The organism is Pseudomonas sp. FDAARGOS_761 (assembly GCF_013343155.1).
Lineage (GTDB): Bacteria > Pseudomonadota > Gammaproteobacteria > Pseudomonadales > Pseudomonadaceae > Pseudomonas > Pseudomonas aeruginosa.
The window spans coordinates 1,842,621-1,866,174 of record NZ_CP054572.1; the positions used below are offsets into that span (position 1 = coordinate 1,842,621).

21 protein-coding genes and 1 pseudogene are annotated in these 23,554 nt (G+C 65.9%); 16 read left to right on the forward strand and 6 right to left on the reverse strand.

Translation table 11 applies throughout. The annotated features are described in order from the left end of the window. Positions 1 to 38 precede the first annotated feature (38 nt). Both selD and mnmH read left to right on the forward strand, forming a co-directional pair. Positions 39 to 1,073: a selenide, water dikinase SelD gene (gene selD, locus FOC67_RS08760; protein WP_003087546.1), complete on the forward strand. Its 1,035-nt coding sequence runs from the start codon at positions 39 to 41 to the stop codon at positions 1,071 to 1,073. After that, a complete protein-coding gene (gene mnmH, locus FOC67_RS08765; protein WP_003087548.1) occupies positions 1,073 to 2,182 on the forward strand; it encodes a tRNA 2-selenouridine(34) synthase MnmH in 1,110 nt (369 codons plus the stop codon). The genes selD and mnmH overlap by 1 nt, the downstream gene beginning before the upstream one ends. Here mnmH and FOC67_RS08770 read toward each other — a convergent pair. Further along, on the reverse strand, positions 2,161 to 2,508 hold the full coding sequence (locus tag FOC67_RS08770; RefSeq protein WP_003087550.1) for a GFA family protein: 348 nt from the start codon (positions 2,506 to 2,508) through the stop codon (positions 2,161 to 2,163). The two genes, mnmH and FOC67_RS08770, sit on opposite strands and share 22 nt — an antisense overlap. Positions 2,509 to 2,645: 137 nt before the next feature. On the opposite strand from FOC67_RS08770, the gene FOC67_RS08775 reads away from it, so the two are divergent. After that, positions 2,646 to 3,254 carry a flavin reductase family protein gene (locus tag FOC67_RS08775; protein ID WP_003087553.1) on the forward strand — a complete coding sequence of 203 codons (609 nt, stop codon included), beginning with the start codon at positions 2,646 to 2,648 and terminating at the stop codon, positions 3,252 to 3,254. A 6-nt stretch (positions 3,255 to 3,260) separates the two neighbouring features. Here the strand turns inward: FOC67_RS08775 and FOC67_RS08780 are convergent, their stop codons facing one another. Beyond that, a complete protein-coding gene (locus tag FOC67_RS08780; protein WP_003087555.1) occupies positions 3,261 to 3,668 on the reverse strand; it encodes a DUF5086 domain-containing protein in 408 nt (135 codons plus the stop codon). 201 nt (positions 3,669 to 3,869) lie between these two features. On the opposite strand from FOC67_RS08780, the gene FOC67_RS08785 reads away from it, so the two are divergent. After that, a complete protein-coding gene (locus FOC67_RS08785; RefSeq protein ID WP_009314697.1) occupies positions 3,870 to 5,828 on the forward strand; it encodes a methyl-accepting chemotaxis protein in 1,959 nt (652 codons plus the stop codon). On the opposite strand, the gene FOC67_RS08790 is transcribed toward FOC67_RS08785, so the two are convergent. Both FOC67_RS08790 and FOC67_RS08795 read right to left on the reverse strand, forming a co-directional pair. Beyond that, a complete protein-coding gene (locus FOC67_RS08790; RefSeq protein WP_003087559.1) occupies positions 5,809 to 7,530 on the reverse strand; it encodes a SulP family inorganic anion transporter in 1,722 nt (573 codons plus the stop codon). The genes FOC67_RS08785 and FOC67_RS08790 overlap by 20 nt on opposite strands. A 163-nt stretch (positions 7,531 to 7,693) precedes the next feature. Then, positions 7,694 to 8,698, reverse strand: a complete 1,005-nt coding sequence (locus FOC67_RS08795) for an NADP-dependent oxidoreductase (RefSeq protein ID WP_003087564.1) — start codon at positions 8,696 to 8,698, stop codon at positions 7,694 to 7,696. A gap of 250 nt (positions 8,699 to 8,948) precedes the next feature. Between FOC67_RS08795 and FOC67_RS08800 the strand changes: the two genes are divergently transcribed. Together FOC67_RS08800 and FOC67_RS08805 are read left to right on the forward strand one after the other, a co-directional pair. Continuing rightward, positions 8,949 to 9,710: an SDR family oxidoreductase gene (locus tag FOC67_RS08800; protein WP_003087566.1), complete on the forward strand. Its 762-nt coding sequence runs from the start codon at positions 8,949 to 8,951 to the stop codon at positions 9,708 to 9,710. A gap of 158 nt (positions 9,711 to 9,868) precedes the next feature. After that, entirely contained in the window at positions 9,869 to 10,762 is an 894-nt protein-coding gene (locus tag FOC67_RS08805; RefSeq protein WP_003087569.1) for a bile acid:sodium symporter family protein, read from the forward strand. Positions 10,763 to 10,768: 6 nt separating this feature from the next. Here FOC67_RS08805 and FOC67_RS08810 read toward each other — a convergent pair whose 3' ends face one another. Continuing rightward, positions 10,769 to 11,965: a benzoate/H(+) symporter BenE family transporter gene (locus FOC67_RS08810; RefSeq protein ID WP_003087572.1), complete on the reverse strand. Its 1,197-nt coding sequence runs from the start codon at positions 11,963 to 11,965 to the stop codon at positions 10,769 to 10,771. 230 nt (positions 11,966 to 12,195) lie between these two features. Between FOC67_RS08810 and FOC67_RS08815 the strand changes: the two genes are divergently transcribed. Beyond that, entirely contained in the window at positions 12,196 to 12,831 is a 636-nt protein-coding gene (locus tag FOC67_RS08815) for a hypothetical protein (protein WP_003087573.1), read from the forward strand. A gap of 49 nt (positions 12,832 to 12,880) precedes the next feature. Here FOC67_RS08815 and FOC67_RS08820 read toward each other — a convergent pair whose 3' ends face one another. Further along, positions 12,881 to 13,357 carry a MarR family winged helix-turn-helix transcriptional regulator gene (locus tag FOC67_RS08820; RefSeq protein ID WP_003097819.1) on the reverse strand — a complete coding sequence of 159 codons (477 nt, stop codon included), beginning with the start codon at positions 13,355 to 13,357 and terminating at the stop codon, positions 12,881 to 12,883. A gap of 81 nt (positions 13,358 to 13,438) precedes the next feature. Here FOC67_RS08820 and FOC67_RS08825 point away from each other — a divergent pair, with 81 nt between their 5' ends. The 9 genes and pseudogenes from FOC67_RS08825 to tssG all read left to right on the forward strand — a co-directional run bounded on the left by FOC67_RS08825 (position 13,439) and on the right by tssG (position 23,553). Continuing rightward, entirely contained in the window at positions 13,439 to 14,605 is a 1,167-nt protein-coding gene (locus FOC67_RS08825; protein ID WP_003097818.1) for a PLP-dependent aminotransferase family protein, read from the forward strand. A 55-nt stretch (positions 14,606 to 14,660) separates the two neighbouring features. Beyond that, positions 14,661 to 15,263, forward strand: coding sequence for a glutathione S-transferase family protein (locus FOC67_RS08830; RefSeq protein ID WP_003087575.1), 603 nt, complete (start codon positions 14,661 to 14,663; stop codon positions 15,261 to 15,263). 1,172 nt (positions 15,264 to 16,435) lie between these two features. Then, the gene (gene tssA, locus FOC67_RS08835) at positions 16,436 to 17,992 is read left to right on the forward strand and encodes a type VI secretion system protein TssA (RefSeq protein ID WP_003097814.1); all 1,557 of its coding nucleotides are present in this window, start codon (positions 16,436 to 16,438) and stop codon (positions 17,990 to 17,992) included. 35 nt (positions 17,993 to 18,027) lie between these two features. Next, entirely contained in the window at positions 18,028 to 18,534 is a 507-nt protein-coding gene (tssB, locus tag FOC67_RS08840) for a type VI secretion system contractile sheath small subunit (protein ID WP_003114607.1), read from the forward strand. Positions 18,535 to 18,561: 27 nt separating this feature from the next. After that, complete coding sequence (gene tssC / locus FOC67_RS08845) at positions 18,562 to 20,037, forward strand: type VI secretion system contractile sheath large subunit (protein ID WP_003087596.1); 1,476 nt, start codon at positions 18,562 to 18,564, stop codon at positions 20,035 to 20,037. A gap of 12 nt (positions 20,038 to 20,049) precedes the next feature. After that, the gene (gene tssE, locus FOC67_RS08850) at positions 20,050 to 20,457 is read left to right on the forward strand and encodes a type VI secretion system baseplate subunit TssE (RefSeq protein WP_003140089.1); all 408 of its coding nucleotides are present in this window, start codon (positions 20,050 to 20,052) and stop codon (positions 20,455 to 20,457) included. 10 nt (positions 20,458 to 20,467) lie between these two features. After that, positions 20,468 to 20,635, forward strand: a pseudogene (locus FOC67_RS08855) (PAAR domain-containing protein); the annotation flags it as partial. Positions 20,636 to 20,794: 159 nt separating this feature from the next. Continuing rightward, the gene (gene tssF, locus FOC67_RS08860; protein WP_033984639.1) at positions 20,795 to 22,582 is read left to right on the forward strand and encodes a type VI secretion system baseplate subunit TssF; all 1,788 of its coding nucleotides are present in this window, start codon (positions 20,795 to 20,797) and stop codon (positions 22,580 to 22,582) included. After that, entirely contained in the window at positions 22,546 to 23,553 is a 1,008-nt protein-coding gene (gene tssG / locus FOC67_RS08865) for a type VI secretion system baseplate subunit TssG (RefSeq protein ID WP_003110442.1), read from the forward strand. Before tssF ends, tssG begins: the two co-directional genes overlap by 37 nt. The last annotated feature ends 1 nt before the right edge of the window (position 23,554 follow it).

Sequence of the window (23,554 nt, forward strand, 5' to 3'; positions counted from 1 at the left end):
AGAATGGGCACTTTTCCGACATCCACGGGAGTACACCGATGAGCGAGGCGATCCGCCTGACCCAGTACAGCCACGGCGCCGGCTGCGGCTGCAAGATTTCGCCCAAGGTACTGGAGGTGATCCTCGCCGGCAGCGGCGCGCAGAACCTCGATCCGAAGCTCTGGGTCGGCAACGCCTCGCGCGACGACGCGGCTGTCTACGCCCTCGACGAGGAGCGCGGGGTGGTCTCCACCACCGATTTCTTCATGCCGATCGTCGACGACCCCTTCGATTTCGGCCGTATCGCCGCGACCAACGCCATCAGCGACATCTACGCCATGGGTGGCGACCCGCTGATGGCCATCGCCATCCTCGGCTGGCCGGTCAACGTGCTGGCCGCGGAAGTCGCCCGCGAGGTGATCGCCGGCGGCCGCAAGGTCTGCGAGGAAGCCGGCATCCCGCTGGCCGGCGGGCACTCCATCGACGCCCCCGAGCCGATCTTCGGCCTGGCCGTGACCGGCGTGGTGGAGAAGCGTTTCATGAAACGCAACGACACCGCCGAGGCCGGCTGCAGGCTGTACCTGACCAAGCCGCTGGGCATCGGCATCCTCACCACTGCCGAGAAGAAGGCCAGGCTGCGCGCCGAGGACGTCGGCGTGGCGCGCGATTGGATGTGCACCCTGAACAGGCCTGGCGCGCGCTTCGGTCGGTTGGCCGGGGTCAAGGCGATGACCGACGTCACCGGTTTCGGCCTGCTCGGCCACCTGGTGGAAATGGCCGACGGCAGCAAGCTCACCGCGCGCGTTGAGTACGCCGCGGTGCCGCGCCTGGCCAGTGCCGAATATTACCTGGAGCAGGGCTGCGTGCCCGGCGGCACCCTGCGCAACTTCGACAGCTATGGCGAGCGCATCGCGCCACTGCCGGAGGTGCAGAAGCTGTTGCTTTGCGATCCGCAGACCAGCGGCGGCCTGCTGGTGGCGGTGGCTCCGGAAGGCGAGGCGGAGTTCCTCGCCGTGGCGGCGGAACTCGGCCTGCAACTGGCGCCGATCGGCGAACTGGTCGAGCGACAGAGTCTCGCGGTACAGGTGCTGTAATGCGCGACAACACCCAGCACTACCGCGAACTGTTTCTCGACGATATCCCCCTGATGGATGTGCGCGCCCCGGTGGAGTACCACAAGGGCGCCTTTCCCAACACGGTCAACCGGCCGCTGATGAACGACATCGAGCGGCAGAAGGTCGGCACCAGCTATAAGCAGCACGGCCAGCAGGCCGCCATCGCCCTTGGTCACGAACTGGTCTGCGGGGCGCTCAAGGCCGAACGGCTGGCGGCCTGGAAAGCCTTCGCCGAAGCCAACCCGAACGGCTACCTGTATTGCTTCCGCGGCGGCCTGCGCTCGCAGATCGTCCAGCAGTGGCTGAAGCAGGACGCCGGCATCGACTACCCACGGGTGATCGGCGGCTACAAGGCGTTGCGCAACTTCCTTTTCGAAACCACCCGAGCGGCGGTCGACGAGTGCGATTTCGTGCTGGTCGGCGGCCTCACCGGTTGCGGCAAGACCGAGGTGATCGCGGCGCTGGACAACAGCCTCGATCTCGAAGGCCACGCCAACCACCGCGGCTCCAGCTTTGGCCGGCGAGCCACGCCGCAGCCGGCGCAGATCGACTTCGAGAACCGCCTGGCCATCGACATCCTGAAGAAGCGTCATCGTGGCGTCGGCCAGTTCGTCCTCGAGGACGAGGGGCGGATCGTCGGCAGCTGCTCCTTGCCGCTGGAGCTGTACCAGGGCATGCAGGGCTACCCGCTGGTCTGGCTGGAGGATGCCTTCGAGCAGCGTGTCGAGCGTATCCTCAGGGACTACGTGATCGACCTGCGCAGCGAGTTCGAGCGCGTGGTGGGCGTGGAGGAGGGCTTCGCCGCCTTCTCCGCCTACCTGCAGAAGAGCCTCGCCGGCATCGTCAAGCGCCTCGGCGGCGAGCGCTACCAGCGGCTGGCGGCGATCCTCGTGCAGGCGCTGGAAGAGCAGGGCCGCGACGGCTCGGTGGATACCCATCGCGGCTGGATCGAGGGGCTGCTCAAGGAGTACTACGACCCGATGTACGCCTTCCAGCGGCAGAGCAAGGAAGACCGCGTCGAGTTCCGCGGCAACCAGGCCGAGGTGATCGGCTACCTGCGCCAGCGTCAGGCGTTGCGGCCATCGTAGTGCTGTACCGGGAGCGCGCTGGCGTCGATGTCCTCCAGGCAGCGCGCGTTGACCGCGGCCATCGCCTGGCCGTCCGGGCCTATGCCTTCGCTGAACGGCGCGCAGCCGCAGGTGGGGCAGAAGTGATGCTGCAGGCGATGGGTGTTGAAGGTATAGGTGTGCATCGCGCTGGCCGGCGTCTTCAGCGCCAGACGGTCGCGCGGGACGAACCACAGCAGCCAGCCGCGCCGGCTGCACAGTGAACAGTTGCACTGGATCACCTGGTCGAGGTCGCCTTCGACTTCGTAGGCGATGGTTCCGCAGTGGCAGCTTCCTCGATAGTTCATGGCAAGGCTCCTGGGTGAGGGTAGGGCAAGTCTAGCCGCTGCCTCCAGGTGGCGCAGGGCCGCGGCGCAGACGGTCGCGAGAGCTGCGGGGCTGCGGCATAATCGGCGTCCCCTCCGTCGATTTCCGCGAGACCGCCATGCAACTGGACTTCACCACCATCGCTCCCGCCGAGGCCTATCGCTGGTTGGCTTCCACCGTCACCCCGCGACCGATTGCCTGGGTCTCGACCCTGTCCGCCGAGGGCGCCAGCAACCTGGCCCCGTTCAGCTTCTTCCAGGTGATCAGCGACGAGCCGCCGACCCTGATGGTCAACGTCAGCCTGCGCGACGACGGCAGCCTCAAGGACACCCTGCGCAACGTCCAGGCCACCGGGCAGTTGGTGATCCACCTGGTCGGCGCCGCCCAGGCAGAGACCATGAACGCCACCTCCGCCTGGCTGCCCCATGGCGTGAGCGAGATCGAGACGGTCGGCATCCCTACCGTGTCCAGCGTACGCGTGGCGCCGCCGCGGATCGCCGCGGCGGCGGTGGCCTTCGAGTGCGAGGTGGCGGAGATCAAGCCGTATCCGGCGGAGAACCCCAATTGCCACCTGATCTTCGCCCGCGTGCTGCTGGCCCATGTCGACGATGCCGTGCTGGCCGACGAGCGCCATGTGGATAGCGACAGGCTCGACCTGGTCGGTCGCCTGGGCGGCAGCCACTACAGCTATACCCGCGACACGTTCAGCATGATCCGGCCCAGGTAGCCGGGCTCAGTCCGGCGCCCGCAGGCACTCGTCGACCGTGCGCCGGCACACCGGCGCCTGGCCCGCGGCCTGCCGTTCCTGCCACTGGCGATAGGCGAACTGGTAGCTTTCCGGATACACCCCGCCGCGTTTCAGCGGCGCCACGATACTCGCGCGCAGCGCCTGTTCGGTCAGCGCCAGGTGCGCGGCCAGGCGCTGGAACTGCCAGGGCTGCTGGCCCTGGCGGCGCTCCAGGACCTCGACGTGGTACAGGCCGTCGGCCGCCGCGCTCGACAGGTTGTGCACGATCAGCCAGCGCGACAGGCCCGGCGCCGCCGGCAACGACCAGAGCGGCTGCTCGATCGGGCCGCTCCAGTCGGCCAGGGCGGGGGCGCACAGACTCAGCGACAGCAACAGCGGCAATACGGGACGCATGGCAAGCTCCTTTTTCCATGGGGCGCCCAGTATGGCTCCGCGCCCGCCCGACGTCAGCCCGGATATCCTGGAAACGACCTGCGCATATCTCTCCTGGCCATTATCGTGCCACTACCTTGCCCGGCCGCTCAGGTTCGGCGAAAAACGCGCGACACAGCGGGAAATGCGCACGCAGACGGCGCGTCACGGGGGAGGGGAGTCATGCTGGGGTTGCTGCGCAGGCGTCTGGCCGATCTCGGCACGGCGAAGAAACTGGCCATCGGTTTTACCCTGGTCCTGCTATTGACCGCGCTGGTGGCCGCGCTCGCGGTGCTCTCGCTGCATGCGCTGGGGCAGCGCTTCGCGCGCCTGCAGGAGATGAGCGCGATCAATCGCGACGTGCTGGAGGTTCGCCAGGCCGAGAAGGACTTTGCCCTGCACGGGGAAAAGAGCGACGCCGAGCGCTTGCGCCAGCGCCTGGCCGCGACCCTCGAACGGGTGGGCCGGCTCAAGGCCGACGGCGACGCCGATCAGGCGCTTGGCATGGCCGAGGTGGAGCAGGTGCTGGCGGCATACCTCGAAGCGTTCGGCCGCTTCGAGCAGTCCATCCAGGGACGCCAGTTGGCTTGGGAAAGCGCCAGCTGGTCGCTGAACGGCGCCGCCAACAGCCTCGATATCCTCCAGTCCAGCCTGGCCGAGGATGGCGCCTATGCGCTGAAGGAAAGCCAGGGACGCGACGGCGAACCGCTGTTGCAGCAGGCGGCCCAGGTCGCCCAGGTCAATCGCCTGGTCCTGCAGGGGCTGGACGAGGCCCGCTCGCGTCTCGAAGCGCGCGCCGCGGATGCGCAGGAGGGGCCGCCGAAATCGCTGCGCGAGGCGCTGGAGCTGGCCGCCCGGCTGGAGCAGGCGATCACCGACGATGCCTACGTGTCGGTGGTCAAGGACGTGCTGACCAATATCCGCGGTTTCGCCGACAAGCTCGCCGAGTACCGCGCCAGCCAGCGCCAGGAGCGGCAGATGTACGCCGCCATGGGCGAGCGTGCCGGGCAGGTGATGGCGCGTGTCGACCGTAGCTGGGAGGCGCAGCAGCAGGCCATGCTCCACAGCCTGCGGACAAACTCCCTGCTGATCGTCGGCGCCGCCGTGCTGGCGCTGCTGGTGGGCCTGGGCGCGGCCTTCGGCATCAGCCTGCTGATCGTCCGTCCGTTGCGCCAGGCGATGGGCGTGGCGCAGCGGATCGCCGAAGGCGACCTGGCGGTACGGGTCGACAGCGAGCGGCGCGACGAGGTTGGCCAACTGATGGCCGCGATGCGCGCCATGACCGGTAGCCTGCGCGGTATCGTCAGCCAGTTGCAGGACGGCGTCGGGCGGATTGCCGGCGCCTCCGAGGCGCTGTCCGGCGTTACCACGCGCACCCGCCTGGGAATCGACAGCCAGCGGGCGGAAACCGAACAGGTGGCCACGGCGATGAACCAGATGGCCGCCACCGTTCACGAAGTGGCGCACAACGCCGAGGAAGCCGCGGGGTCGGCGGAAAGCGCCGACGGCAAGGTCAGCGTCGGCCAGGAGGTGGTACGCCAGACCCTGGATCGGATCGAGCGACTGGCCGAGGCGGTGCGCGCGGCCACCGCCAGCGTCGAGGCGCTGAGCGCCGACAGCCAGCGCATCGGCAGCGTGCTGGACGTGATCAAGAGCGTGGCCGAGCAGACCAACCTGCTGGCGCTGAACGCCGCCATCGAGGCGGCGCGGGCCGGCGACCAGGGTCGAGGCTTCGCCGTGGTCGCCGACGAGGTGCGGGCGCTGGCGCGGCGCACCCAACAGTCCACGGCCGAGATCGAGACCCTGATCGGTGCCCTGCAGAATGGCACGCAGCAGGCGGTGCAGCGTATGCAGCGCAGCCACCAGTTGGTGGACCAGAGCGTCGACGACGCGCTGCAGACCGAGGCGGCGCTGGGCAACATCGCCACGGCGGTGGCGCTGATCCAGCAGATGAACCAGCAGATCGCCGCGGCCTCCGAGCAGCAGAGCGCGGTCGCCGAGGAGATCAACCGCAGCGTCACGGCGATCCGCGAGGTGGCCGATCAGTCGGCCCAGGCCATGCAGTCGACGGCTTCGTCCAGCGAACAACTGGCGGAGCTGGGGCGCGAACTACAGGGCATGGTCAGGCATTTCCGCTTGTAGCCGCGGCCTGGGCGGCGAGTCTTTCCTGCTGGCGCAGCCAGTAGCGATAGGCACTGACCCCGGAGCGCACCGAGCTGAACACCAGCGGCGGCTTGATCTCGCCGAGCATGCTCGAGCGTTGCAGCAGGTCCAGCGTCTGCCCGGTCACCCGCGCCAGCGACAGGTGCACGCCCTGGGCCTTGAGGATCTGTTGCACCTCGTGGAGGGTGGCCAGGCCGCTGATGTCGAGGTTGGTCATGGCTTCGGCGTTGAGCAGCACCGCATTCGGCCGCTCGCTGCCGTCCACCACGGCAAGCACCCGCTGCTTGAAGTAGTCGGCGTTGAAGAACAGCAGGGGGGCGTCGAAGCGGTAGATCACCAGGCCGGGAAGAGTGGTGGCCTGCGGGTACTTGGCCAGCTCGACCTGGCCGTCGATGCCGTGCATCCAGCCGAGCACCGCGTCGCTCGGGCGATAGGTGTAGTAGAGCAGGCGCAGTACGGCGATGCTGACGGCGACGAAGATTCCCGGCAGCACGCCGACGCTGAGCACGCCGACGGTGGTCAGCAGGCAGAGGCTGAACTCGAAGCGGCTGAGCTTCCAGAAGCCTTTCAGCGCCTGCACGTCGATCAGGCCCCAGCCGGCCAGCAACAGGACCGCGCCGAGCGCCGGCATCGGCACCCAGCCCAGGGGCTTGTTCAGCAGCAACAGGGTGGCGGCGATCACCAGCGCGGCGACCACGCCGACCAGTTGGGTCTTGCCGCCGACCATGTCGTTCACCGCGGTGCGTGAGTCGGCGCCGCTGATGGCGAAGCCCTGGGAGACCCCGGCGCCGATGTTGGCCAGGCCGAGGGCGACGAATTCGTGGTTGGCGTTGATGCTGTAGCCGTGACGGGCGGCGAAGCTGCGCGCGGTGAGCATGGCGCTGCAGAAGCTGACCACGGTAATGCCGGTGGCGTCGCGCAGCAGGCTTTTCAGTTCCTCCAGGCTGGTCTGCGGCCAGCTCAGTTGCGGCAGCCCGGCCGGTACCTCGCCAAGCAGTTCCACGCCGTAGCGATCCAGGCCCAGCAGCGCCGCGGCGAGACTGGCCAGGAGGACGCCGCAGAGCGCCCCGGGCAACTGCGGGAAGCGCCGCGGCAGCAGCACCATCAGCAAGAGCGAGAGGCTGCCGAGGATCAGCGTCGGCCAATGGATGTGCAGCAGGTTCTCCAGCAGCGCGAGGATGCCGGCGACGAAGCCGCTGGTCGCCGCCTCGTAGCCGAACAGCTTGCCCAGTTGCCCGACCAGCAGGCTCAGGCCGATGCCGTTGAGGTAGCCGACCAGGATCGGTCGCGAGAGGAAGCTGGCGATGAATCCGGCGCGGGCCAGGCCGGCGACGATGGAGAACAGCCCGACCATGATCGCGACGATCATCGACAGGTCCACCAGGCGCTGCGGGTCGCCCGCCGCCAGCGGGGTGATGGCGGCGGCGACCATCGCCGCGGTCGCCGCGTCGGGGCCGACCATCAACTGTCGCGAGCTGCCGATCAGGGCGTAGATCAGCATCGGCAGGATGCACGCATAGAGGCCTACCTGGGGCGGGAAGCCGGCGATCTGGGCGTAGGCGATGGCAGTGGGGATCTGGATCGCCGCCACCGACAGCCCGGCCTGGACATCCGGACGGAACCAGGCGCGGCGGTAGTGGAGCAGGCTATCGAGTCCGGGTACCCAGCGGGCGAGTGGCATGCGGCTGATTCCTTGCAGGCGCGGATGCCGCAGCTTAGCCCGAAGGACAGGCGGCAGGATTGCCGGGAATCATTATTTCTTCAGTGCACACGCTCTTCGAGGCGAGGCGCAGGGCGGATAGCGCCAGGCACTATCCGCCGCTTCTTCGCGCCGGCGGCGGACCTCAGACCTTCAACACCAACTTGCCGAAGTTTTCCCCGCTGAACAGCTTGAGCAGGGTCTCGGGGAAGGTCTCCAGGCCTTCGACGATGTCCTCGCGCGATTGCAGCTTGCCTTCCGCCAGCCAGGTGGCCATCTCCTTCAGGCCTTCTGGGAAGCGCTGGGCATAGTCCATCACCACCATGCCTTCCATGCGCGCCCGATTGACCAGCAGCGACAGGTAGTTGGCCGGGCCGCGCACCGCTTCCTTGTTGTTGTACTGGCTGATCGCCCCGCAGAGGACGATGCGTGCCTTGAAGGCGATACGGGTGAGCACCGTGTCGAGGATTTCGCCGCCGACGTTGTCGAAGAACACATCGATGCCCTTCGGGCATTCGCGCTTGAGTCCGGCGGCGAGGTCTTCGTTCTTGTAGTCGATGGCGCCGTCGAAGCCCAGCTCCTCGACCAGGAAGCGACATTTCTCGGCGCCGCCGGCGATGCCCACCACCCGGCAGCCCTTGAGCCTGGCGATCTGCCCGGCAACGCTGCCCACCGCACCGGCGGCGCCGGAGATCACCACGGTCTCGCCGCTCTTCGGCTGGCCGACGTCGAGCAACGCGAAGTAGGCGGTCATGCCGGTCATGCCCAGCGCCGAGAGATAGCGCGGCAGCGGCGCGCGGGACGGGTCGACCTTGTAGAAACCCTTGGGCTCGCCGACGAAATAGTCCTGCACGCCGAGGGCGCCGTTGACGTAGTCGCCGGTCTGGAAGCCGGGGTGCTTCGAAACCAGCACCTTGCCGACGCCGAGCGCGCGCATCACCTCGCCGATCCCCACCGGCGGGATGTAGGAGCGGGCGTCGTTCATCCAGCCGCGCATCGCCGGGTCCAGCGACAGGTACTCGTTCTTCACCAGGATCTGGCCCTCGGCCGGCTCGCCGAGCGGGGTCTCGACGAAACTGAAGGTGTCGCGGCCGGGCAGCCCGCTGGGACGCTGGGCCAACTGGTATTGCCGATTGATCTGGGAGGTCATGGCAGGGCACTCGAATGTCGGGAAACAGGCCCCTAGGGATAGCCGGCGCCGGCGCCGGCGGCAAGCGAAGGCGAGTGCGGAAATGACCGGTCATCTATGCCGATGATTCGCCGCCATCAGTCTTATCAGCGGGCTGGATGGCCCATCCTCCAGTCCCCTGATAGTGCTATGCCTTGCGCCGGCCCTGGCTAGACTGGCGCGGCCCGGTTCCGTCGCGGTTGGCGGAAGGCGATTTTCCGAGGAGCAGCAGATGAGCAAACTTCTTTCCGGCCAGGTCGCACTGGTCACTGGCGGTGCGGCGGGCATCGGCCGCGCTACCGCGCTGGCCTTCGCCGCCGCCGGGGTCAAGGTGGTGGTCGCCGACCTGGACAGCGCCGGCGGCGAGGGCACGGTCGAAGCGATCCGCCAGGCAGGTGGCGAAGCCCTCTTCATTCGCTGCGACGTCACCCGCGACGCCGAGGTCAAGGCGCTGGTAGAGGGTTGCGCGGCGGCCTACGGCCGTCTCGACTACGCCTTCAACAACGCCGGCATCGAGATCGAGCAGGGCAAGCTGGCCGACGGCAACGAAGCCGAGTTCGACGCCATCATGGCTGTCAACGTGAAGGGCGTCTGGTTGTGCATGAAGCACCAGATCCCGCTGATGCTGGCCCAGGGCGGCGGCGCGATCGTCAACACCGCCTCGGTCGCCGGGCTCGGCGCGGCGCCGAAGATGAGCATCTACGCTGCTTCCAAGCACGCGGTGATCGGCCTGACCAAATCGGCGGCGATCGAGTACGCGAAGAAGGGCATCCGCGTCAACGCCGTGTGTCCGGCGGTGATCGACACCGACATGTTCCGCCGCGCCTACGAGGCCGATCCGCGCAAGGCCGAGTTCGCCGCCGCGATGCATCCGCTGGGTCGGGTCGGGCGGGTCGAGGAAATCGCCGCCGCGGTGCTTTATCTGTGCAGCGACAACGCAGGCTTCACCACCGGTATCGCCTTGCCGGTGGACGGCGGGGCGACGGCGATCTGAGCGGGCGGCGATACAACCGGGATGCCCCGGCGCGGGGCATTCGCATTCTGTTACAGGTCGGCACGCGGTTTGGCGCGCCAGGCCACTGCCGGGGGACTAACCTGGGTCGAGAATCCGGGGCCTGAGCCCGTCTCCATCGCATCGGAGCAATAACAATAATGACCGCCGATCCCATCCTGACCCTGTTCCTCCCCATCGCCCTGGGCATCATCATGCTCGGTCTCGGACTGTCCCTGACCCCGGCCGACTTCCTCCGCGTGGTGCGCTACCCGAAGCCGGTGCTGGTCGGCCTGGTGTGCCAGATCGTCCTGCTGCCCATGGCCTGTTTCCTGATCGTCCAGGGCTTCGCCCTCGAGGCGGCCCTGGCGGTCGGCATGATGTTGCTGGCGGCCTCGCCCGGCGGCACCACCGCCAACCTCTACAGCCACCTGGCGCATGGCGACGTGGCACTGAACATCACCCTGACCGCGGTGAACTCGGTGATCGCCATCCTCACCATGCCGCTGATCGTCAATCTGTCGCTGCAATACTTCATGGGCGACGGGCAGGCGATTCCCCTGCAGTTCGGCAAGGTCATGCAGGTGTTCGTCATCGTCCTCGGCCCGGTGGCCATCGGCATGCTGGTGCGCAACCGCCTGCCGGCCGTGGCGGATCGGCTGCAGAAGCCGGTGAAGATCCTTTCCGCGCTGCTGTTGCTGGTGATCATCCTGCTGGCGCTGGCCAAGGACTGGCAGACCTTTGTCACCTACGCGCCGGTGGTCGGGCTGGCCGCGCTGGCCTTCAACCTGCTGAGCCTGGCGGTGGGCTACTGGGTACCGCGCCTGCTGCGCCTGCCGAAGGCCCAGGCGGTGGCCATCGGCATGGAGATCGGCATCCACAACGGCACCCTGGCGATCGCCCTGGCGCTGAGTCCGAGCCTGCTGAACAACAGCACCATGGCGATTCCGCCGGCGATCTACGGGGTGTTGATGTTCTTCACCGCGGCGGCCTTCGGCTGGTGGGTCAGCCGTGGCCACCAGGCCGCGCCGGCGCCCGTGACGGCGCCGGACTGAGGTCGGTCAGCCGCGCCGCCAGTTGAGCACGAACTGAGTCAGCAGGCCGGCCACCAGGCCCCAGAACGCCGAGCCGATGGACAGCAGGGTGAAGCCGGAGGCGGTGACCATGAAGGTCACCAGCGCGGCCTCGCGCTGGCGCTCGTCGGCCATCGAGTTGGCCAGGCCGTTCATGATCGAGCCGAGCAGGGCGATGGCGGCGATGGACAGTACCAGTGCCTTGGGGAACGCCGCGAACAACGCTGCCAGGGTGGCGCCGAAGGTTCCCGCGACGCAGTTGAAGAAGCCGCACCAGAGCGCCGCGGTATAGCGCTTGTGCGGGTCCTCGTGGGCCGAGGGACCGGTGCAGATCGCCGCGCTGATCGCCGCCAGGTTGATCCCGTGGGAGCCGAACGGCGCCAGCAGGATCGAGGCGATGCCGGTGCTCGAGATCAGCGGCGAGGCCGGCACCTGGTAGCCGTCGGCGCGCAGCACGGCGATGCCGGGCATGTTCTGCGACGCCATGGCGACGATGAACAACGGGATGCCGATGCTGATGGTGGCGGCCAGGGAGAAGCTCGGCGTGGTCCACTCCGGTACCGCCAGTTCCAGGCGGAACCTGCTGAAGTCCAGCTGGCCCAGTATCCCGGCCAGCAGCACCCCCACCAGTAGCGCAGCGAACACCGCATAGCGCGGCGAGAAGCGTTTGCACAGCAGATAGCTGAAGAACATCGCCAGCACCAGCAGGGTCTGTTGCTCGGCGGCGTTGCAGATCTCGATGCCGATGCGGAACAGCACCCCGGCCAGCAGCGCCGAGGCCAGCGAGGAGGGAACCTGGCGCATCAGGCGTTCGAAGCTGCCGGTGACGCCGCACAGGGTGATCAGGAGGGCGCAGACGATGAAGGCGCCGATCGCCTCGCTGTACGGCACTCCGGGCAGGCTGCTGATCAGCAGCGCCGCGCCGGGGGTGGACCAGGCGATCACGATCGGCACCCGGTAGCGCAGGGTCAGGCCGATGGTCGCCAGGCCCATGCCGATCGACAGGGCCCAGATCCACGAGGAAATCTGCGCGCTGCTGAGACCGGCGTTCTGCCCGGCCTGGAACATCAGTACCAGCGAGCTGGTGTAGCCGGTGAGCATGGCGACGAAGCCGGCCACCACGGCGGCGGGAGAGGAGTCGGCGAACGGACGCAGACGAGGCTGGGGCTGGGTGGTTTCGGTCATGCCGGGTACTTCCATGGAGTGTGCGGGACGACCGGGCACGGCGGTGGGCGGAGCCACGGGGCAGGTTGCGCGAGGCGCGGAGTGCCGATCATCTTTTTCTGTTTTGCGCAGCCTAAACAGCCGGCCAGGGGCTGTCCCGGTACAGCCGCGGACATAGTTGGCCATACAGTCGCAGCTGCCGGAAGCTGGCGGAGCTGGTAACTTCCCGGCATTTGCCGAGGAGCTTCGCCATGGATGCAAACCCCTACGCCACGCCGCGTGTCGAATTGGTCGAGCAGGGCATACCGGATGCTTTCCGCCGGCGCTGGACGCCCGCGCAACTGCGCATCCTCGCCTGGCTCTGCCTGGCCTCGATAGCCGGCGGCGTGGTGCTGATGGTGCTCAGCCTGCTGGAGGCATTCGGCGATGGCGCCGCGTTCGGGGTCTACGCCGACTGGCTGGGCCTGCTCCTCAGCCTGCTCGGCGCCTACCTGCTGCTGCGGCTCAAGCACCTGGTCGAGTCGCGCTTTCGCGGCCCCTCGCTGGCCTGGCCGGTATGGTTGTCGATTCTCCTGACCCTGCTGGGCGAGGGCTGGAGCCTGCTGGCGGTTACCGACGATGCGCTGCAGGGCTGGAACTGGCAGGCGCTGGTGTACTTCGCGCTGCTTGCGCTGATCGGCGCTACCACCCTCTGGCTGGGCCTGCGTCTGCTCAAGCAGGAAAACCTCTATCCGTCGCTGCGGATCATGGCCTGGCTGGACATCGCCGGCGGCGCGATGCTGGCTTCGGTGCTGTTGCTGGTGCTGGCGGTACTGCCGCTGCTGGCCGCCACCCTGGCCATGGCGCTGGCCTGCTGGCGCGCGGCGCGGGAGCTGGAGCGGGGCTAGCGGGCAGCCGGTCGGCTTGCCGAGCGTCCAGGCGCCAGGCCCATGGGCGTCAGTCGGCGGCCTCCGTCGCCGCTTCGCCGCGGCTGCCTGCATGCGCCCGAGCCAGGGTGCGATTGACCGCCAGCCAGCCGGAGACCGCTTCGCCGCCGGCTTCCTCGAAGCAGCGTTGGAGCAGCCGCGACTGCTCGCGACGCAGCGCCTTTTCCAACCGCACGCCCTCGGCGGTGAGGCCGAGGAGGCGTTTGCGCTTGTCGTCGTCGGCGGTGGCGCTGCCGATCAGGTTCATCTCCAGCAACTGGCGCAGCGGGATGTTCAGCGCCTGCTTGGTCACGCCGAGCAGGGCCAGCAGTTCCTTCACGCTGAGTCCCGGATAGCGGGCGATGAAGAACAGCACGCGGTGGTGCACGCGACCCAGGCCGCGGCGGGCGAGCATCTCGTCAGGCTTGGTGGTGAAGGCCTGGTACGCGAAGAAGAAGGCTTCCATCATGGCCTGCTGCTGGACGGCGTGGTTTTTCAGGTCAGGCATATTGACGCTTCCGGGTGCGGCATCGTAGTTTCGGTCAAGCAGTTTGACTCATTTTTCCCCGCCTACGCTACCGGTGATCCCATGGCCTTCTCTGAACGCATCTCCCGCCTGAAAAGCTCCTTGATCCGCGAAATCCTTGCCGCGGCGCAGCGTCCGGAGGTGATGTCGTTCGCCGGCGGGCTGCCGGCCGAGCCGATGCTGCCGAAGGTGCAGTGGGAGCAGATGCCGGCCTCCATGGGCCAGTACGGCATGAGCGAAGGCGAGCCTGCCCTGCGCGAAGCCATCGCCGCCGAAGCGCGTGCCCTCGGCGTCCCCTGCGAGGCGAGCCAGGTGCTGATCGTCAGCGGTTCGCAGCAGACCCTCGACCTGGCCAGCAAGCTGTTCATCGATCCGGGCACCGAGGTGCTGCTCGAGGCGCCGACCTACCTCGCCGCGCTACAGGCCTTCCAATTGTTCGGCGCCGATTGCGTGACCGTGCCGCTGGGTGCCGAGGGCCCCGACCTGGTTGCCCTGCGGCAGCGCCTGGAGCGACACAAGCCGGCCTTCGCCTACCTGATCCCGACTTTCCAGAATCCGTCCGGCGTGCGCTACAGCGAGGAACGCCGCGACGCGGTGGCGGCGCTGCTCGACGAATTCGGCGTGACCCTGATCGAAGACGAACCCTATCGCGAACTGGTGTTCGACGAGGGCCGCGCAACCCCGCTGGTCAGCCGCCTGCGCAAGTCCAGCTGGATCTATACCGGCACGGTGTCGAAGACCCTGCTGCCGGGCCTGCGCGTCGGTTTCCTGATCGCCACCCCGGACCTGTTCCCGCACCTGCTGCGGCTGAAACAGTCGGCCGACCTGCATACCAACCGGGTAGGGCAGTGGCAGGCGCTGCAATGGTTCGGCAGCGAGGCCTACCGCCAGCACCTGGCCGAACTGCGCGAGTTCTACCGGGTCCGCCGCGACGCCATGCAGGAGGCGCTGCTGGAGCACTTCGGTGAGCTGGCCGAATGGAATATCCCGGAGGGCGGGCTGTTCTTCTGGCTGACCCTCAGGCAGCCGCTGGATACCCGCACCCTGCTCCAGCCGGCGCTGGCCGCCGATGTCGCATTCATGCCCGGCGAACCTTTCTTCGCCGAGCCGGAGCAGAACCTCGGGCGTCTGCGGCTGAACTTCAGCCACGTCGCCCCGGAGCGCCTGCACGAAGGCCTGCGGCGCCTGGCCAAGGTCGTCCGCGACGCCCAGGCCGCCGAAGCGGCCTGAACCCTCATCGGCGCTCCTCCGAGGGCGCCGGCCATTCGATCCGAGGAGCGACACGATGTACAAGGTCTACGGTGATTACCGTTCGGGCAACTGCTACAAGATCAAGCTGGCCATGTCGCTGCTCGGCATCGACTACCAGTGGGTTCCGGTGGACATTCTCAAGGGCGAGACCCAGACCCCGGAGTTCCTGGCGAAGAACCCCAACGGCAAGATACCGGTGCTGGAGCTGGAGGACGGCAGTTGCCTGTGGGAGTCCAACGCCATCCTCAACTTCCTCGCCGACGGCAGCACCCTGTTGCCCAGCGAACCGCGCCTGCGCACCCAGGTGCTGCAATGGCAATTCTTCGAGCAATACAGCCATGAGCCCTATGTGGCCGTGGCGCGCTTCATCAAGCTCTACCTCGGCCTCCCGGAAGCCCGCCGCGCCGAGTTCGAAGAGAAGAAGATCGGCGGCTACAAGGCCCTCGACGTCATGGAGAAACAGCTGTCGCGCACGCCATTCCTGGTCGGCGAACAGTTCTCCATCGCCGATATCACCCTCTACGCCTACACCCATGTCGCCCATGAAGGCGGCTTCGACCTGACGGCCTACCCGGCGATCCGCGCGTGGATCAAGCGAGTGGGGGAGGTGCCGGGGTATGTGGGGATGCTGGATTGAGGGGAGCTTCGATCAGCGGTTGGCGAGGCAGTGATTTCTGTCATGAGCGGGAATTTCGGGTAGAGCGAAATTTTTATGCATCGGGCTGGATGCGCGTTTTTCCTGATTATTCGTAGCTCGCTTTCCTGGCGCTGCTGTTGGTACCCGGCGCTGCGCTGGTGGCGGGTCAGTTACTGGCCGTTGAGGTCGATGCCCAGGAGGGCATCGACCGACTGGCCGCGCTAGCCGACCCGACTACTGTCGGGCAGCTTTCTCGCCAGTAGGCGCACAGCACTGTCGAGCGGGTAAGCGGTGCGCAATTCTCTGTCGTCGCCGTACGCGGCCTACCGCATAAGTTGGTCATCGAGGGCTTGGCGATAGGCGCTGCGGCGGTCATCGAATCCTGCTTTCCTGACTGCTCGGGTCGCTATCGATTTCCGCCCAGCCGGTGCGGTACGGGCGTGTCCAGGGTAAACGCAGCGGTGCGTCCCGCCTGCAGTCGGTCACGGCGCAACTTCCTCGCCGGTGGCCATGGGACCGCCCATCTCGATTAATTTCTCGAACAATTCCCGTGCCAGTCTTTTCATGGCTCTTTTAATCAATCTCATACAATGGCTGATTGTTATCCATGTCTCATTCTGAAAAGAAATATAACAAGTGAATTGAGCAAGAAGTTGCGCAGTGCTGTGCAACTTTTTGCGCAGTAGTGTCCAGGCCAGTATTTTCAAGGGCTGTGGACTGTTATTGGGGATGTTTCTTGGTTTTCATTGTGCAACTTCTTGCACAATCGCTGTTACGCTCTAAATCAGCTGTTGGTCCGCTTGGAAGGCCTATGTTTCGAGGCTCTCCGGATAAATCCATACTGCCTGCCTTATTTTTTATAAATTGTTAACTACCTGTTTTGGTAGGGTTTTCCAAATGGCCATCAATGTCGTTATGATGGCTATAGCCAAGCCGTAAAGGGCATGGACGCAGACGCCTGACGTTTGGCTGAAAATCTTTCATTGATTCGTATCAATGAATAGGAAAATTCCCAAAGAGGGAATGTCCTGTTGCTTGCCAGTTTTTATGTTGTTTTCATGGAAAAGGCAAAGAGCTTTTCAGACTATTGGGATTCTCGTTCGGTTTTTATGCCAACTAGTTGAATTGTTAAGATATTCATTGGCGCACATGGTGTGCATTGAAGGGTTAGGATGACCTATTCGAGCAAGCTCTCCTCGCATTATCTGGAACTCGCGGAACAGCCGATTTCAAAGGATGTCTTTGCGGGTGAGGATGTGCGTTTTTCCAGCGAATACGAGGCGCTGGAAAATGAGCTGGGCAAGGCGCTCTCGCTCCATGAGAACGGCCAGACCGACTGGTTGAAAATCCTGGAAAACAGCGAAGCGCTGCTTCGTGCCCAATCCAAGGACCTGCGTGTTGCAGCCTGGTTGACCTGGGCCCTCTACCAACGGGAATCCTTTCCCGGTTTGCTGGCCGGACTGGGATTGCTGGAACGTCTGTGCAGCCGGCATTGGGTCGAGATCCATCCGCTCAAGGCGCGCACTCGCGCCGCGGCCATTGCCTGGCTGGTGCCCCGGCTGGAGCAGGCGCTGAACGAGAACGTACCGATCAAGGAGCAACTCCCCCTGTTCCGGCGTCTCGCCGAGCACCTGGAAAAACTCGATACCGCGCTGACCGCGCAACTGGGCGACGACGCGCCCTTGTTGCTGCCGATCAGCCGACGCCTTTCGGGCATGCTCCAGCGCGCCGCCGACAACCAGCCCGAACCTGGCGTGGTCGGCGCCGTGGTGGCCCAGGTCAAGCAGGCGGCCAGCCAGTTGCTGGCGCCGGGTGCGCCCATCGACAACGAGCGCGACGCCCACAAGGCCATGCGCGCCCAGCAGGAGGCCGCACGCCCCCTGTGCGCCTGGTGGCTGAAGCAGAAAGCCACCGATCTGCGCGCGCTGCGCCTCAACCGGACGATGCTCTGGCTGCCCATCGAGTCCATGCCCGAGCGCAATGCCGAACAGGTCACCGCGCTAAGGGGAGTGCCGGCGGACAAGCTGAAAAGCTACCAGGAGCGTTTCGCCCAGGGCCTGTACGCCGATCTCCTGGTGGAGCTGGAGGCGAGCCTGGCACGGGCGCCGTTCTGGTTCGACGGCCAGCGCCTGGTCTGGGAGTGCCTGCAAGGGCTCAACGCCGAGCAGGCGATGCGGGAAGTCGAAATGCATTTCGCCTTGCTCCTGCAGCGTCTGCCGGGGCTGGTGGAGCTGCGTTTCCACGACGGCAGCGCATTCGCCGATGCGGCCACCCGCGGCTGGATCAGCGCCCATGTCATGCCCCATCTCCAGAACGACAGTGCGCCGCGCAAGGTCGAGACCGTGGCCCTGCAGGCCGAATGGGACGTCGCCCTGGACGAGGTCCAGCCGGTGTTGCGCAAGGACGGCTTGAAGGCGGCGGTACAGGTGTTGAAGCAGGGCATGAAGCGCGCCCACGGCGGGCGCGCCCGGTTCTTCTGGCAACTGAGCCTCGCGCGACTGTGCTTCCTGGCGAAGAAGTACGAGCTGGCCAAGACCCAGCTGGAGAGCCTCGACCATCAGTTGCACGAATCGGGATTGCACGCCTGGGAGCCCGATCTGGCGCTGGATGTACTGCACCTGCTGCATAGCTGCTGCGAGCTGTTGCCGCAGAACCACGCCGTGCGAGAACGCAAGGAAGACATTTATCGCAGGCTGTGCCACCTCGATCTCGAGGTGGTGCTCGAATAGGGCTTCGCGCCCTCAATTCTCAAGGAGAAAAAGCCATGGCCAAAGAAGGCTCGGTAGCCCCAAAGGAACGCATCAACGTCACCTTCAAGCCCGCCACCGGCGGTGCCCAGGAAGAAATCGAACTGCCGTTGAAGCTACTGGCGATCGGCGATTACACCCAGCGCGCGGATGAGCGCAAGGTGGAGGACCGCAAGCCGATCGGCATCGACAAGATGACCTTCGACGAGGTCCTGGCCAAGCAGGAGCTGGGGCTGACGCTGAGCGTACCCAATCGTCTCCAGGAGGAGGGCGGCAGCGACGAGCTGGCGGTGGGGCTGCAGATCAACTCGATGAAGGACTTCAACCCGGCCAGCATCGTCGAGCAGGTGCCCGAGCTGAAGAAGCTGATGGAGTTGCGCGATGCGCTGGTGGCCCTCAAGGGCCCGCTGGGCAACGCCCCGGCGTTCCGCAAGGCCATCGAAAGCGTACTCGCCGACGACGAGTCCCGTAGCCGTGTGCTGGGCGAGCTGGGGCTGAGCGCCGCCCCCTCCCAGGACGCCTGAGCCACCCCTAGCCAAGGAAGCAGATACATGAGCACCAGTGCCGCACAGCAAGGCCGGAACCAGAACGGCGAATACAACATTCTCGACAGCATCATCGCCGAGACCCGCCTGAGCCCGGACGACGAGGCCTACGACATCGCCAAGCGCGGCGTCTCCGCCTTCATCGAGGAATTGCTCAAGCCGCAGAACGACGGCGAGCCGGTGAAGAAGGCGATGGTCGACCGGATGATCGCCGAGATCGATGCCAAGCTCAGCACGCAGATGGACGAGATCCTCCATCATCCCGATTTCCAGGCGCTGGAGTCGGCCTGGCGCGGCCTGCAACTGCTGGTCGACCGCACCAACTTCCGCGAGAACATCAAGATCGAGATTCTCAGCGTTTCCAAGCAGGACCTGCTGGACGATTTCGAGGACTCGCCCGAGGTGATGCAGTCCGGCCTGTACAAGCACATCTACACCGCCGAATACGGCCAGTTCGGTGGCCAGCCGGTCGGCGCCATCATCGCCAACTACTACATGTCGCCCAGTTCGCCCGACGTCAAGCTGATGCAATACGTCTCCAGCGTGGCCTGCATGGCCCATGCGCCGTTCGTGGCGGCCGCCGGTCCGAAGTTCTTCGGCCTGGAAAGCTTCACCGGCCTGCCGGACCTGAAGGACCTGAAGGATCATTTCGAAGGCCCGCAGTTCGCCAAGTGGCAGAGCTTCCGCCAGTCCGAGGATTCCCGCTACGTGGCGCTGACCGTACCGCGCTTCCTGCTGCGCACGCCCTACGATCCGGAAGAGAATCCGGTCAAGTCGTTCGCCTACAAGGAGACCGTGGCCAACAGCCACGAGCATTACCTGTGGGGCAACACCGCCTATGCCTTCGGCACCAAGCTGACCGACAGCTTCGCCAAGTATCGCTGGTGCCCGAACATCATCGGGCCGCAGAGCGGCGGTGCGGTGGAGGACCTGCCTTTGCACCACTTCGAGAGCATGGGCGAGATCGAGACCAAGATCCCCACCGAGGTGCTGGTGTCCGATCGCCGCGAGTACGAACTGGCCGAGGAAGGCTTCATTTCCCTGACCATGCGCAAGGGCAGCGACAACGCCGCGTTCTTCTCCGCCAGCTCGGTGCAGAAGCCGAAGTTCTTCGGCATCAGCGCCGAAGGCAAGGCCGCGGAGCTGAACTACAAGCTCGGCACCCAGTTGCCGTACATGATGATCGTCAACCGCCTGGCCCATTACCTGAAGGTCCTGCAACGCGAACAGCTGGGGTCGTGGAAGGAGCGTACCGACCTCGAGCTGGAGCTGAACAAGTGGATCCGCCAGTACGTCGCCGACCAGGAAAACCCCAGCGCCGAAGTGCGCGGCCGTCGCCCGCTGCGCGCTGCACAGATCATCGTCAGTGACGTCGAGGGCGAGCCGGGCTGGTACCGCGTCAGCCTGAACGTGCGCCCGCACTTCAAGTACATGGGGGCGGACTTCACCCTGTCGCTGGTCGGCAAGCTGGACAAAGAGTAAGCGGAGCTTTCCATGACCGGATACGGCAGCCTGTTCGAGCGCCTGAACGGCGACGCGGATAAGCGCGTCGGCTGGAGCCGCGAGGTTTCCGCCATGGCGTCGGTGGCTGCCCATCTGGGCAAGATGCTCAGCACCCGGGCGGGCAGCGTGCAGACGCTGTCCGACTACGGGTTGCCCGATCTCAACGACATGCGCCTGAGCCTGCACGACTCCCTGAGCCAGGCCCGCTCGGCCATCGAAGGTTTCATCGAGGCTTACGAACCGCGCTTGAGCAACGTGCGTGTCGTTTCCCTGCCGCGCGACAACGACCAGCTCCGCCTGGCCTTCAGCATCGAAGGGTTGCTGGAGGTGGAAGGTTTCAAGCGCCAGGTGAGTTTTTCCGCATGCCTGGATGGCAGCGGCCAGGTGAAGGTCAGCTAAGGAGGTTTCGATGTCCGGCAAACCCGCAGCCCGCGTTTCCGATCCTACCGCTTGTCCGCTCCCCGGGCATGGCAGCAATCCCATCGTCGTCGGTTCCGCCGACGTGTTCTTCGACGGCCTCGCGGCGGCCCGCCAGGGTGACGCCTCGGCCTGGCGCTGTACCGCTTCGATGCCTGGTTCGTCCATGAGGTCTTCTGAGATGGGCGCGAATCGGGTCGATTACGGAAAGACAACGGACACCGTGGGTTTCCGATCTTCAGGCCAGAAATGTCATTGCGGTTTTGGCGGCAGCGGTCAGACGACTGCCATCAGTGAAACGATATCCAGCAGGTAAGCCGTGTCCTTCAATCATTACTACCAGAGCGAACTCACCGCACTGCGCCAGCTGGGGCGCCGTTTCGCCGAGCGTAGCCCGGCCCTGGCCCCGTTTCTCGGGCAGGTCGGACGCGATCCGGATGTCGAGCGCCTGCTCGAGGGCTTTGCCTTCCTGACCGGGCGGTTGCGGCAGAAGCTGGACGACGAGTTGCCGGAACTCAGCCACTCGATGATGCACCTGCTGTGGCCGAACTATATGCGCCCGCTGCCGGCTTTCAGCATTCTCCAGTTCGACCCCCTGACCCGCCCGGGCGGGGCGCTGCGCGTGGAGCGCGATACGCCGGTCGAGAGCCGGCCGGTGGGCGAGGTCGCCTGTCGCTTCCGTACCTGCTACGCCACCGAGGTCCTGCCGCTGGTGCTGGAGGCGCTCAACTATTCGGTGACCGGCGAGGGAGCGCTGCTCGGCCTGCGCCTGGCGATGAACTGCGACGGGCACCTCGGCGAGCTGGGCCTGAGTCGGCTGCGCCTGCACCTGGCCGGCGAGCGCTACATCAGCCAGATGCTCTACCTGTGCCTGCTGCGCAACCTGGAGAGCATCCAGCTGATTCCGCTGGACGCCCATGGGCGGCCGCTGGATGGCGTGGCCGGCAAGCCGATGTCGTTCCGCCTGACGGGCGAGCGGGTGCAGCCGGTGGGTTTCGCCGAAGACGAGGCGTTGATTCCCTATCCGCTGAATACCTTCCGTGGCTATCGCTACCTGCAGGAGTACTTCGCGTTCCAGGACAAGTTCCTGTTCGTCGACGTGGATGGCCTTGACCTGCTCGGCGCGCTGCCCGAGGAAACCCTCAAGCAGGTCCGCGGCCTCGAGTTGCGCTTCGATATCCGCAAGAGCGGCATCCAGCGCCTGCACCCGACGCTGGAGAACGTCAAGCTGTACTGTACGCCGGTGGCCAACCTGTTCCGCCACGATGCGCTGCCGATCCGCCTCGACGGCAAGCAGGACGAGTACCTGCTGATGCCGGCCGAATACAGCCTGGAGGACTGCGGGGTGTTCTCGGTAGAAGGCGTCACTGGCTGGCGGCCGGGCGGGCTCGGCTACCAGGCCTACGTGCCGTTCGAGTCCTTCGAGCACGATCCCAGCTTCGACGTTCCCGAAGCACGGCCCCACTACAGCGTCCGGCAACGGACCTCGTTGCTGCACGATGGCCTGGACACCTACCTGAGCTTCGGCATCCGCCATCCCGAGCAGATCGAGACGCTGTCGGTGGAACTGACCTGCACCAACCAGAACCTGCCCCAACGGCTGCGCCTGGGCGATATCTGCGTCGCCTGCGAAGGCACGCCGGAGTTCCTCAGTTTCCGCAATATCACCCCGGCGACGCCGAGCTACGCGCCGCCGCTGAACCGCGATTTCCTCTGGAAACTGATCAGCAACATGTCGCTCAACTACCTGTCGCTGGCCAACGTCGACGCGCTCAAGGTGATCCTCGAAACCTACGACCTGCCGCGCTACTACGACCAGCATGCGGCGAAGGTCAGCAAGCGCCTGCTGGGCGGGCTCAAGGCGGTCCGCCACGAGCATGTCGACCGCCTGCATCGGGGCCTGCCGCTGCGCGGCTTGCGTACCGAGCTGACGATCGATCCGGAAGGCTACATCGGCGAGGGCGACCTGTTCGTGTTCGCTTCGGTTCTGAACGAATTTTTCGCGCTTTACGCCAGCATCAACTCCTACCACGAGTTGCGGGTGAGGAGCACACAGGGAGACGTGTACCAATGGAAACCGCGCATGGGTTTGCAGCCCCTGCTGTAAGCGCGCTGGCCCGGGGCATTCGCGAGTACTCGCTGTTCCAGGCGGTCCTGCTGGTCATGGATCGCCTGCGCGAGGAACATCCCGGCCTGGGAGACGAGGCGCTCTACGATCAGTTGGAATTCCAGGCCAATCCTAGCCTCGGCTTCCCGGGCAGCGATGTCGATCGGGTGGAGTTCTTCGAAGAGCGCGGCATGCTGCGGGCGCGGCTGCGTTTCAACCTGATCGGCTTGTTCGGTGCCAGTTCGCCGTTGCCGGCGTTCTACAGCGAACAGGCCCTGGGCGACAGCGAGGAGGGCAATCCTACGCGGAACTTCCTCGATCTCTTCCATCACCGCCTGCATCGGCTGCTGTTGCCGATCTGGCGCAAGTACCGCTACCGGGTGAGCTTCCAGAGCGGCGCGAGCGATGCGTTCTCCGCTCAGTTGTTCGCCCTCGTCGGATTGGGCGGGGAAGAGATCCGCAAGGCCAGGGAACTGAACTGGAAACGCCTGCTGCCCTACCTGGGCCTGCTCAGCCTGCGGGCGCACTCGGCGGCCTTGATCGAGTCGGTGCTGCGCTACTACTTCAAGCATGCCGAACTGGTCGCCGAGCAGTGTATCGAACGGCGCGTCGCGATCCTCGAAGAGCAGCGCAACCGACTCGGCCTGTTCAACAGCCAGCTTGGCGAAGACGCGGTGCTGGGCGAACGGGTCCGCGACCGCAGCGGCAAGTTCCGCATTCATATCCGCCAGCTCGACTGGCAGCGCTTCCACGAGTTCCTGCCGATCGGTCCCGGCTACCAGCCGCTTTGCGCGCTGGTCCGCTTCACCCTGCGCGACCCGCTCGACTACGACATCCGGCTGGTCTTGCGCCACGAGGAAATCCGCGAGTTCCGCATCGGCGCGCAGAACGCCTGCCGCCTTGGCTGGACCAGCTGGCTAGGCCGGGAGCGCGCCGATGGCGTGGTGACGCTGGGCAGCAAGATTCATTAAG